This is a genomic window from Micromonospora sp. NPDC049662, assembly GCF_040675055.1.
Taxonomy (GTDB): Bacteria; Actinomycetota; Actinomycetes; order Mycobacteriales; family Micromonosporaceae; genus Micromonospora.
The window spans coordinates 21,249-32,310 of record NZ_JBFAOC010000071.1 but is presented as its reverse complement, the minus strand read 5'-3'; the positions used below and the strand labels follow the sequence as shown (position 1 = coordinate 32,310).

Sequence of the window (11,062 nt, the reverse complement as noted above, 5' to 3'; positions counted from 1 at the left end):
GACGACGTAGCCGTAGTAGTCCTCCGCCGCCACTAAACCCCCACCCCACCCCCCCCCCCCCGCGGCCCCGCCCGGGCCCCCAACCCCCCCTCCCCCCCCACCAAGGTGGGCGGCGCCCGCCCCCCCCCCCGCGCCCACTACAACAATGATCGAGCACGATCTTGGTGGATCGGGACCGGTCAGTGCCGCGACTCGGCCCACCGGGGGTCACGGCCGAGGTAGGAGAGCAGCGCGCTCACGTCGTCGGCTTCCGCTCCCGGGTCGAGCGCCGCCGCGTACGCGCCGTAGGACCGCAGCGGCTCGACGATCTGCCGCGCGACCTCGAACAGGGGGCGGGCCAGGTCGTCGTGGAGCGGGGACGGCTGACCGGTGGCCACCGCGATGTCCCAGGCGTGCACCGCCGCGTCGAGGGCGGCGGCGACGGCAGCCAGGTGGGCCGGCAGCGCGCCGTGCGGCAGCGGTGTCGGCACCTGCGGATCCTCGTCGGCGACGCCCACCCAGGCGAGGGCGGACGCGTCGAGGGCGGCGTACAGGCCGGTCAGCTTGTCCCCCTCGATCCGCCCGGAGGGCGCGAACGGGTCCTCCTCCGGCCCCGATCCGCCGGTGATCGCCGCGACGTAGGCGAGCTGGTCGCCGGTCGCGTGCTGGAGCACCTGGGTGACCGTCCACCGCTCGCAGGGGGTGGAGAGGTCCCAGGCCTCGGCCGGGATCCCCTCGGCGGTCGTCCGCAGCGCCCGGTGCGCCTCGTCGAGCACGATCCGCCACTGTCCCGCTGCCGTCTCGTTCATTGTCCCGACCCTCTCCGCTGATCCGCCGAGTTTCCCCGTGAAACGGAACGTTCCGCTCCGTTTCAAACTCAGCTTAGCAGACCGGAACGGTCCGTTCCACAATAGATTTCACCTCTAAACACGACGAGCGCGGCACCCCGGAGGGCACCGCGCTCGAACGGAGAAGGTCGGGAGTCGGGGTCAGACGTTGAAGCCGAGGGAACGGAGCTGGTCCCGACCCTCGTCGGTGATCTTGTCCGGGCCCCACGGCGGGAGCCACACCCAGTTGATCCGGATGTCGTTGACCAGGCCGCCACCGGGGCCGGTGGTGAGGGCCTGCCGGGCCTGGTCCTCGATCACGTCGGTCAGCGGGCACGCCGCCGAGGTGAGCGTCATGTCCAGGGTCGCGACGTTCTCGTCGTCGACGTGCACCCCGTACACCAGGCCCAGGTCGACCACGTTGATGCCCAACTCCGGGTCGACGACGTCCTTCATCGCCTCCTCGATGTCGGCGATCATGGCCTTGCTGACGCCACCCGCCGGGGCGGCGGCGTCGCCACTCACCGCGCCGGTCTGCGCCGCGACGGTGTCGCCGGCCTCCGGCGTCGCCGCAGTAGCCGTATCCTCGCTGCTCATGCCTTCACCTCCGGGCTCACGCCCACACCGGCGCGTGCCGCGGCGTCCTTGAACGCCATCCACGGCAGCAGCGCGCACTTGACCCGGGCGGGATAGCGGGCCACACCCGCGAAAGCAACCCCGTCACCGAGTACGTCCTCGTCCGGCGTGACCTGGCCACGTCCGGACATCAACTCGACGAACGCCTCGTGCACCTCGAATGCTTCCCCGGCGCCCCGACCGCGCAGCAGTTCGTGCAGGACGCTCGCCGAGGCCTGGCTGATCGAGCAACCCATGCCGTCGTACGAGATGTCGTGCAGAACGGTGCCGTCGGTGGCCACCCGGACGGTGACCTCGTCACCGCAGGTCGGGTTGACGTGGTGCGCCTCGGCGACCTGGTCGCCCGGGTCGTCGGCGTCACGCAGGCCCCGCCCGTGCGGGTGCTTGTAGTGATCCAGGATGATCTCCTGGTAGAGCTGGTCGAGCTGCACCATCAGTCGAACACCTTCCGTACCTGCTCCAGACCGCCCACCAGGGCGTCGATCTCCCCGGTGGTGGTGTAGAGGTAGAACGACGCCCGGGTCATCGCCGGAACGCCGAACCGGCTGCACACCGGCTTCGCGCAGTGGTGACCCACCCGCACCTGCACGCCCAGCGAGTCGAGCACCTGGCCCACGTCGTGCGGGTGCACGTCACCGAGGGCGAACGAGATGGTGCCGCCCCGGCCGATCGGTACGGTCGGGCCGAAGATCCGCAGGTCGGGCACCGACCCGAGGGCGTCCAGCGCGTACGCCGTCAGCTCCTTCTCGTGCCACTGGATGGCCGGCATGCCGATCCCGGTGAGGTAGTCGACCGCCGCGCCGAGCGCGACCGCCTCGGCGATCGGCGGAGTTCCCGCCTCGAAGCGGGCCGGCGGGGCGGCGAACGTCGACCGGGCCATGGTCACCGTCTCGATCATCGAGCCGCCGCCCATCACCGGCGGCATGGCCGCCAGCAGCTCGCCCCGGCCCCAGAGCACGCCGATGCCGGTCGGACCGAGCATCTTGTGCCCGGTGAACACGATGTAGTCGGCGTCGAGGTCGACCACGTCGATGGGCAGGTGCGGCACCGACTGCGAGCAGTCCAGCAGCAGCAGCGCGCCCACCTCACGGACCCGCGCGGTGATCCGGGAGGTGGCGTTGACGGTGCCCAGGATGTTCGACATGTGCACCAGCGAGACGATCTTCGTCCGTTCGGTGACCAGATCTTCCAGGCCCGACTCGTCCAACCGGCCCTGGTCGGTGACCGGGAACCAACGCAGGGTCGCGCCGGTGCGCTCGCAGAGCAGCTGCCACGGGACGATGTTCGAGTGGTGCTCCATCTCGGAGATCACCACCTCGTCCCCGGGGCCGAGCCGGAACCGCGGGTCGCCGTCCGGACGCAGCGAGGCGTTGGAGAAGGCGTACGCCACGATGTTGATCGCCTCGGTGGAGTTCTTGGTGAACACCACCTCGTCGACGCTCGGGGCGTTGATGAACGCGGCGAGCTTGGCCCGCGCCCCCTCGTACGCCTCGGTGGCCTCGGTGCCCAGCGTGTGCACCGAGCGCGAGACGTTGGCGTTGTGCCGCGCGTAGTGCTCGTCGAGCACGGTGAGCACCTGACGCGGTTTGTGCGAGGTGTTGGCGCTGTCGAGGTAGACCAGCGGGTGCCCGTTGATCTCCCGGTCGAGAATCGGGAAGTCGGCGCGCACCCGGGCCACGTCGAAACGCGGCACGTCGTCGTACTGCGGCATCCCCTCGGGGATCGCGATGCTGGTCATCTCGACAGCGCCTCTCGCACTCAGGCCTTGGCCGAACCGGCCCCGGCGGCGTACCGCTCGTAACCCTCGGCCTCGAGCTTGTCGGCAAGCTCCGGGCCGCCCTGCTCGACGATCCGACCGGCGACGAAGACGTGCACGTGGTCCGGCTTGATGTAGCGCAGGATCCGCGTGTAGTGGGTGATCAGCAGCACGCCGGTGTCGCCGGTGTCGCGGACCCGGTTGACGCCCTCGCTGACCACGCGCAGCGCGTCCACGTCGAGACCCGAGTCGGTCTCGTCGAGGATGGCGATCTTCGGCTTGAGCAGCTCCAGCTGGACGATCTCGTGCCGCTTCTTCTCACCGCCGGAGAAGCCCTCGTTGACGTTGCGCTGGGCGAACGCCGGGTCCATCTGCAGGCGCTCCATCGCGCCGCGCAGCTCGCCGCCCCAGGTGCGCAGCTTCGGCGCCTCGCCGTCGATGGCGGTCTTCGCGGTGCGCAGGAAGTTCGCCACCGAGACGCCGGGGACCTCGACCGGGTACTGCATGGCCAGGAAGAGGCCGGCGCGAGCGCGCTCGTCGACGGTCATGGCGAGGACGTCCTCGCCGTCGAGGGTCACCGAGCCGCCGGTGATCTCGTACTTGGGGTGGCCGGCGATCGAGTACGCCAGGGTGGACTTGCCGGAGCCGTTGGGGCCCATGATGGCGTGGGTCTCACCGGACTTCACGGTCAGGTTGACGCCGGCCAGGATCGGCTTGAGCTCACCCTCGGGCAGCTTGACCGACACCTTCAGGTCGCGGATCTCCAGGGTGCTCATTATCGGGTCACTCCATTACTCGGCGTCAGGCTCAGGTAGATGTCGCCGTCGCGGACTTCGACGGGGTAGACGGGTACGGGTTCGGTGGCGGGCAGGCCGGTCGGCGCGCCGGTGCGCAGGTCGAAGCGCGAGCCGTGCAGCCAGCACTCCAGCGTGCAGCCGTCGACCTCACCCTCGGAGAGGGCGACGGCGGCGTGCGAGCACTCGTCGTACGCGGCGTAGAACTCGCCGTCCTCACCGTGCACCAGGGCGATCGGGGTGCCGTCGACGTCCGCTCTGATGGCGGTGCCCTTCGGCACGTCCTCGGTGGAGCAGATCCGGATCATCAGGCGCCGGCCTTGCTGAGCCGGGCCTCGATCGCGTCGCCCAGGCGCTCGCGCAGCGACTCCACCGGGATCTTGTTGATCACCTCGGCGAAGAAGCCACGGACCACCAGGCGACGGGCCTCACCCTCCGGGATACCCCGGGCCATCAGGTAGAACAACTGCTCGTCGTCGAAGCGGCCGGTCGCGCTGGCATGGCCAGCGCCGGCGATCTCGCCGGTCTCGATCTCCAGATTGGGTACGGAGTCCGCGCGCGCGCCATCGGTGAGCAGCAGGTTCCGGTTGATCTCGTACGTGTCGGTGCCGGTCGCCTCGGCCTGGATCAGCACGTCGCCGACCCAGACGGTGTGCGCGTCCGCGCCCTGCAGCGCGCCCCGGTAGCCGACGTAGCTGCGGCAGTCCGGCACGTTGTGGTCGACGAGCTGCCGGTGCTCCAGGTGCTGGCCGCCGTCGGCGAAGTAGACGCCGTACAGCTCGGCCTCGCCGCCCCGACCGGTGTACTCCACCGAGGTGAACTGCCGGACCAGGTCCCCGCCCAGGGACACCTGGATGTGGATGACCTTGGCGTCCCGACCCAGCCTGACCTTCAGGTGCTGGGCCTGGACCGCGTCGTCGGCCCAGTCGGCGACGGTGACCAGGGTCAGCTTCGCGCCGTCGGCCACGACCACCTCGACGTTGTCGGCCAGGGTGGCCGATCCGACGTGCTCCAGCACCAGGGTCGCCTCGGCGAAGCGGCCGATCTCGACGAACGTGTGCCCGAACGCCGGCTGCCCCGCGCCCGTGCCGACCACCCGCAGGCCCACCGACTGGCCGAGCACCACGTCCGGGGCCACCCGCACCAACAGGGCCTCGGCGGCAGCGCCGTACGCCAGCGCGCTGACCCGGTCCACCGGGGTGAGCACGCTGCCGATCCGCTCGTCGTCGCGGCCGATCCGGCTGATGGCTACGCCCTCGGGCAGGTCGCCGTACTCGTGCCGGACCGTGCCGGTCTCGGCCGGCACGTCGCCCGAGAGGCCGCGGAGGCGCTTGAGCGGGGTGAAGCGCCAGTCCTCCTCCAGGCCGGTGAGGGCCGGGAAGTCGGCGACGTCGTACGAGCGCAGCGCCTGCGACTTGGTGCTGGGCGGCGGCGCGGAAGCCTGGGTAGTCATGTCTTCCTTGGTCTGTCTGTTCCGTGACGGCGAGGTTGGGCTTCGTGCGGGCGGGCCGGCGTCGCCGGCCCGCCACGCGGGGAACGGCGGCGTCAGCCGACCGCGCCCTCCATCTGGAGTTCGATCAGGCGGTTCAGCTCCAGGGCGTACTCCATCGGGAGTTCCTTGGCGATCGGCTCGATGAAGCCGCGCACGATCATCGCCATCGCCTCGTCCTCGCTCAGGCCCCGGCTCATCAGGTAGAAGAGCTGGTCGTCGCTGATCTTGGAGACGGTCGCCTCGTGGCCCATCGACACGTCGTCCTCGCGGATGTCGACGTACGGGTACGTGTCGGAGCGGGAGATGGTGTCGACCAGCAGCGCGTCGCACTTGACCGTGCTGCGGCTGTGGTGCGAGCCCTCCAGCACCTGCACCAGACCCCGGTACGAGGTGCGGCCGCCGCCCCGGGCGATCGACTTGGAGATGATGCTCGAGGAGGTGTGCGGAGCCGCGTGCACCATCTTGGCGCCGGCGTCCTGGTGCTGACCCTCGCCGGCCATCGCCACCGAGAGCACCTCGCCCTTGGCGTGCTCGCCGGTCATGTAGACCGCCGGGTACTTCATGGTCACCTTGGAGCCGATGTTGCCGTCGACCCACTCCATGGTCGCGCCCTCGTGGCAGACGGCGCGCTTGGTGACCAGGTTGTAGACGTTGTTCGACCAGTTCTGGATGGTCGTGTAGCGGCAGCGCGCGTTCTTCTTGACGATGATCTCCACTACCGCGCTGTGCAGCGAGTCGGAGGAGTAGAGCGGCGCGGTGCAGCCCTCGACGTAGTGCACGTACGCGCCCTCGTCGACGATGATCAGCGTCCGCTCGAACTGGCCCATGTTCTCCGTGTTGATCCGGAAGTAGGCCTGCAGCGGGATCTCCACGTGCACGCCCTTCGGCACGTAGATGAACGAGCCACCGGACCACACGGAGGTGTTCAGCGCGGCGAACTTGTTGTCGCCGACCGGGATCACCGTGCCGAAGTACTCCTTGAAGACGTCCTCGTGCTCCCGCAGCGCGGTGTCGGTGTCCAGGAAGATGACGCCCTGCTCCTCAAGGTCCTCACGGATCTTGTGGTAGACGACCTCCGACTCGTACTGCGCCGCGACACCCGCGACCAGCCGCTGCTTCTCGGCCTCCGGGATGCCCAGCCGGTCGTACGTGTTCTTGATGTCCTCGGGCAGGTCCTCCCAGCTGGTGGCCTGCTTCTCGGTGGACCGCACGAAGTACTTGATGTTGTCGAAGTCGATGCCGGTGAGGTCCGCGCCCCAGGCCGGCATCGGCTTGCGGCCGAACAGCCGCAGGCCCTTCAGGCGCAGGTCGAGCATCCAGGCCGGCTCGTTCTTCTTGGCCGAGATGTCCCGCACCACCGCCTCGTTGATGCCGCGCTGGGCAACCGCCCCGGCGGCGTCCGGGTCGGACCAGCCGTACTCGTAGCGACCCAGGGCGGCGAGCTGCTCTTCCTGGGTCAGGGGCTGGACGATCTGCTCGGTCATCTATCTGTCCTCACAGTGGTGACGGGATTACCGGATGAAGCACGGCCCGGCTGGGTCGGGATGTGCGTGGTGCACACCCCGTCGCCGTGCGCGATGGTGGCCAGGCGCTGCACGTGGGTGCCGACCAGACGGGAGATCACCGCGGTCTCGGCCTCGCACAGCTGAGGAAACTCGGCGGCCACGTGCGCCACCGGGCAGTGGTGCTGACAGAGCTGGCCGCCGGAGGCGATCGTGGTCGCGTTGGCAGCGTAACCCTCGGCGGTCAGCGCTCCGGCGAGCGCCTCGGCCCGCGCGAGAGGGTCGTCGCCGGCGTCCTCCATGGCGGCGCGACAGCGCGACTCGAGCGCGGAGACCTGCTCGGCCGCGAACGTCTCGACCGCGTCCGCACCACCGTTGCGGGCGATCCAGCGCAGCGCCGCGGTGGCCATGTTGTCGTAGTGGTGTGTGCCACAGCGAACCCGAGCCGCCTCGGTCAGGACGAACACCTTGGCCGGACGACCCCGACCCCGGCTGCCCTGCACCGCCTGCTCGCGGGCGACGACGTCACCGTCGGCGAGCATCGCGTCCAGGTGCCGGCGGATCGCCGCCGGGCTGAGGCCGAGCGCGAGACCGAGCTGCGCGGCGGTCGTCGCGCCCCGCTCCAGGAGCAACTGGGTGACGCGGTCCCGGGTGGAGGTCTCCGTCGGGGAGCCACCCAGTACGGACGGCGAGGCCCCGACGAGGGCGGACGCGGACGCGCCGACGGCCGGGACAGCCGCCGGCTGGTGCCCGGAGAGCGCCGCCGCGTTTTTCACAACGCCAACGTTACGTAATTGCCCGGAGGGTCGCAAACCCGGGCCCCGGTGATCCGAACCACCGAGCCGACGGAGTCGGACGGACCTCGATCACTACAGTGCGTAGGATTTGCGCCGTGAACCGATTCGTCCGTCCGGTATCCAGCGTCCTGCTGCGCCGCCTCGCGCTCGCCTCGATCATCGCGAACGTGGCCATCGTCGTCACCGGCGGGGCGGTCCGGCTGACCGCATCGGGCCTCGGCTGCCCCACCTGGCCCCGGTGCACCGACGACTCGTACGTCACCACACCCGAGATGGGCGTGTACGGCGTGATCGAGTTCAGCAACCGGATGCTGACCTTCGCGGTCGGTCTCATCGCGCTGGCCACCGTGCTGGCAGTGCTGATCCACCGGCCCCGCCGGCCCGGGCTCCTCGCGCTGTCCGTCGCCGTGTTCCTGGGCATCCCCGCCCAGGCGGTGATCGGCGGCATCACGGTGCTCACCAACCTCAACCCGTGGGTGGTGGGGCTGCACTTCCTCTCCTCGATGGCGGTGATCGCCGCCGCGTACGCCCTCTGGCGGCGGATCGGCGACCCGGACGGCCCGACGGTCGCCGCGGTACCCACTCCCCTGCGCGCGCTCGCCCGGATCACCACCGGCGTCACCGTCGCGGTACTGGTGATCGGCACCTGGGTCACCGGCAGCGGCCCACACGCCGGCGACCACGGCGCGGCCCGCAACGGCCTGGACCCGGAGGCCATCTCCCAGGTCCACGCCGACGGGGTATTCCTGCTGATCGGCCTGTCGGTAGCGCTCATCTTCGCGTTCCGCGCGGCGGAGGCGCGGCGGGCCACCCGGGCCGCCGTCGTCCTGGTGGCGGTGGAGTTGGGTCAGGGACTCATCGGCTTCGTGCAGTACTTCACCCACGTGCCGGCGCTCCTGGTCGGCGCGCACATGCTCGGCTCGTGCCTGGTGCTACTGGCCGCCCTGTCCGTCCAGTGGTCCACCCGCGAACGCCACCCGGCCACCCCGGCACCCCAGCCCACCACAGCGACGGAAGCCCAACCCGTCCCCGCCTGACCCCCGCGCCCCGGCCCACCCCCGCGCCCCGCCCCGCGCGCCTCGCCGGGCCCCGCGCCAAGCACGCCCCGCCCTACACGCGTCGATCTTGCACTTACGAACGCCGAAGTGCCCATATTCGCGCGATAGGTCGGGACAGAAAGTGCAAGATCGGCGCGATGGGCGAGACGTGCGGGGCGCAGCCCTTGCGTCCTGCGCCCGCCGGTGTCCCCTCTCGGGTGCACGCCTGCGCCTCGCGCGCTGTCGTGCGTCCGCGCCTGCGCGCCGCCCCGCCTGCGCTATCGCGTCTGCACGCCTGCCCAAGATTTACGCAAGTTCAGGGTTGTTGCTGCCTCCGGGACGCGGGAGGCAGCAACATCCCCGAAGTTGCGCGGATCTTGACGAGGGGCGAGAGGGGCGAGGACCGAGAGGTGGGAGGGGCGAAGGGCGATAGGTGCGCGGGTGCGCGGGTGCGCGAGGACTGGCGGGCGTCGCGACAGAGCCGGCGCGGCGGCGGGGCACCCCGCAGGGCTCATGGTCACGCTCGAACCAGGATGTAGTGGCATCGACGTGTCCGCGATACCACTACATCCTGGATGCAGCGCGACCTTGCGGGCGCCGCCGCCGTCGAGGCGGTGCTGGGCCAGCCGCCAACGTCGAGGCAGCGCCGCATCGGCGCCCCGCCCGGCATCCGCGCACCTCCAGGGCGGTCACCGCCTCGCCACGACACGGCACGACACGACACGACACGACACGGCACGGCACCCACGCCACGGCACGGCACCCACGCCAGGGCACGGCACGCCACGGCACGCCACGACGCGGCACGGCACGCCACGACGCGGCACGCCACGGCACGGCACGGCACGCCACGGCACGGCACGGCACGCCACGGCAGGGCGCGACACGGCACGGCGCGACACGCCACGGAGCTCGTAGGGGGCACGCCGGGACACCGCCCTACCTCGACGTGGTCAGGCCGGGTGGGTCAGGTGGGTGGCGATCGCGGTGGCCAGGCGGTCGGGGGCGTTCTCGGCGTACCCGAGGAAGAGCGACGGCTCGGTCAGCTCCAACTCGACCAGGACCGGGTCGCCGGCCGGGCCGGAGATCAGATCCACGCGGGCGTAGAGCAGCTGCCGGGTGCCGCCGGGGACCGCCGCTAGGGTCCGGTCCGCGACGGCCAACTGCTCGACCGCGGCGGTGCGGGCGGTGATCTCCTCGGCCTTGTACAGCTCGTCCGGACCGAGGTCGGGGCCGGTCAACATGGCGCCCTTGCGGATGGCGTGGCTGAACGCGAGACCGTCCGGGCCGGCCAGGAAGAGCAGCGCGGTCTCGCCCTCGGTGTCGACGGCGCTCAGGTACGGCTGGACCATCGTCGTCCGGCCGGCGGCCGAGAGGCGACGTACGTGCGCGTCGGCGAGGGCCCGGTGCTCCGGGTCGGCCAGGTCGTAACGGCCGGTGTCCTGGCTACCGGAGCTGACCGCCGGTTTGATCACGTACTCGCCGGTGTCGGCGGGCGGCGACCAGCTCGCGCCCGGCTCGACCCAGGCGGTCGGCACGGTGGGTACGCCGGCGGCGCTCAGCTCGCCGAGGTAGCGCTTGTCGGTGTTCCACCGCACCACGTCGGCGGGGTTGACCAGGGTGGGCACCGTGGCGGCCCAGGCGACGAACTCGTCGCGGCGCAGCGCGTAGTCCCACGGCGAGCGGAGCACGACAAGGTCGTACGCGGACCAGTCGACGTCCGGGTCGTCCCAGACCGCCGCTTCGGCGGTGATCCCCCGCGCGGCGAGCGGGTCGAGGACGAGGCGGTCGTCGGGGTCAAGGTCGACCAGGCGGGAGCAGGTAACGAGAGCGACCCGGGGTTCCCCCCGGGTCGACTGGTGGTGGTTGGTCAATCCAGCTAGCTATCTCAGCGGGCCATCGTGCGCCGGGCCATCGACCGCCAGAGGTCGTTGCTCGGTCGCATCTGGTCCATCAGTTCACGCTCCCAGGCGTTCTCGACGGTGACTCCCGCCTTGGCGCACGCCTCCCGGGCCGTGACGGTGTCCTCGGCGAACTGGTCGCCCCACTCACCGTCGGCGCCCACGAGGACGATCCGCGCGCCGCGCTTACCGACGTACTCGATGACGGCCTTCGCGCCGCCGTGCCCGGCGGCGAACGACTTGAGACCCGCGACCAGACCCTGCGGGGCCTGCTCGCCGGAGCTCTGCTCGGCCGTCAGCGTCGTATCGGAACCATCTGCCATGACGCGAAGCCTAAGCAG

12 protein-coding genes are annotated in these 11,062 nt (G+C 70.8%); 1 reads left to right on the top strand and 11 read right to left on the bottom strand.

From position 1 onward, the window contains the following. Positions 1–179: 179 nt before the first annotated feature. The 9 genes from AB0J36_RS30870 to AB0J36_RS30830 form a co-directional block, all read right to left on the bottom strand. Positions 180–788, bottom strand: a complete 609-nt coding sequence (locus tag AB0J36_RS30870) for a TIGR03086 family metal-binding protein (protein WP_357134316.1) — start codon at positions 786–788, stop codon at positions 180–182. A gap of 180 nt (positions 789–968) precedes the next feature. Next, a complete protein-coding gene (locus AB0J36_RS30865) occupies positions 969–1,403 on the bottom strand; it encodes a metal-sulfur cluster assembly factor (protein WP_357134314.1) in 435 nt (144 codons plus the stop codon). Beyond that, on the bottom strand, positions 1,400–1,873 hold the full coding sequence (sufU, locus tag AB0J36_RS30860; RefSeq protein WP_355049630.1) for a Fe-S cluster assembly sulfur transfer protein SufU: 474 nt from the start codon (positions 1,871–1,873) through the stop codon (positions 1,400–1,402). Before sufU ends, AB0J36_RS30865 begins: the two co-directional genes overlap by 4 nt. 2 nt (positions 1,874–1,875) lie before the next feature. Next, on the bottom strand, positions 1,876–3,180 hold the full coding sequence (locus AB0J36_RS30855; RefSeq protein ID WP_357170854.1) for a cysteine desulfurase: 1,305 nt from the start codon (positions 3,178–3,180) through the stop codon (positions 1,876–1,878). A gap of 20 nt (positions 3,181–3,200) precedes the next feature. Further along, positions 3,201–3,974: a Fe-S cluster assembly ATPase SufC gene (gene sufC / locus AB0J36_RS30850; RefSeq protein ID WP_357134310.1), complete on the bottom strand. Its 774-nt coding sequence runs from the start codon at positions 3,972–3,974 to the stop codon at positions 3,201–3,203. Beyond that, entirely contained in the window at positions 3,974–4,300 is a 327-nt protein-coding gene (locus AB0J36_RS30845) for a non-heme iron oxygenase ferredoxin subunit (RefSeq protein WP_357134308.1), read from the bottom strand. Before AB0J36_RS30845 ends, sufC begins: the two co-directional genes overlap by 1 nt. After that, positions 4,300–5,445 carry a Fe-S cluster assembly protein SufD gene (gene sufD, locus AB0J36_RS30840; RefSeq protein ID WP_357170852.1) on the bottom strand — a complete coding sequence of 382 codons (1,146 nt, stop codon included), beginning with the start codon at positions 5,443–5,445 and terminating at the stop codon, positions 4,300–4,302. Before sufD ends, AB0J36_RS30845 begins: the two co-directional genes overlap by 1 nt. Before the next feature lie 92 nt (positions 5,446–5,537). Further along, positions 5,538–6,968, bottom strand: a complete 1,431-nt coding sequence (gene sufB, locus AB0J36_RS30835) for a Fe-S cluster assembly protein SufB (protein ID WP_357134304.1) — start codon at positions 6,966–6,968, stop codon at positions 5,538–5,540. Continuing rightward, positions 6,965–7,666 carry a transcriptional regulator gene (locus AB0J36_RS30830; protein WP_363661458.1) on the bottom strand — a complete coding sequence of 234 codons (702 nt, stop codon included), beginning with the start codon at positions 7,664–7,666 and terminating at the stop codon, positions 6,965–6,967. Before AB0J36_RS30830 ends, sufB begins: the two co-directional genes overlap by 4 nt. A gap of 212 nt (positions 7,667–7,878) precedes the next feature. Between AB0J36_RS30830 and AB0J36_RS30825 the strand changes: the two genes are divergently transcribed. After that, the gene (locus tag AB0J36_RS30825) at positions 7,879–8,820 is read left to right on the top strand and encodes a COX15/CtaA family protein (RefSeq protein ID WP_363661457.1); all 942 of its coding nucleotides are present in this window, start codon (positions 7,879–7,881) and stop codon (positions 8,818–8,820) included. A 953-nt stretch (positions 8,821–9,773) separates the two neighbouring features. On the opposite strand, the gene AB0J36_RS30820 is transcribed toward AB0J36_RS30825, so the two are convergent. Both AB0J36_RS30820 and AB0J36_RS30815 read right to left on the bottom strand, forming a co-directional pair. Continuing rightward, positions 9,774–10,694 (bottom strand): hypothetical protein, encoded by a 921-nt coding sequence (locus AB0J36_RS30820; RefSeq protein WP_363661456.1) that lies wholly within the window; start codon positions 10,692–10,694, stop codon positions 9,774–9,776. A gap of 14 nt (positions 10,695–10,708) precedes the next feature. Beyond that, complete coding sequence (locus tag AB0J36_RS30815; RefSeq protein ID WP_357134296.1) at positions 10,709–11,044, bottom strand: hypothetical protein; 336 nt, start codon at positions 11,042–11,044, stop codon at positions 10,709–10,711. Between the last annotated feature and the right edge of the window lie 18 nt (positions 11,045–11,062).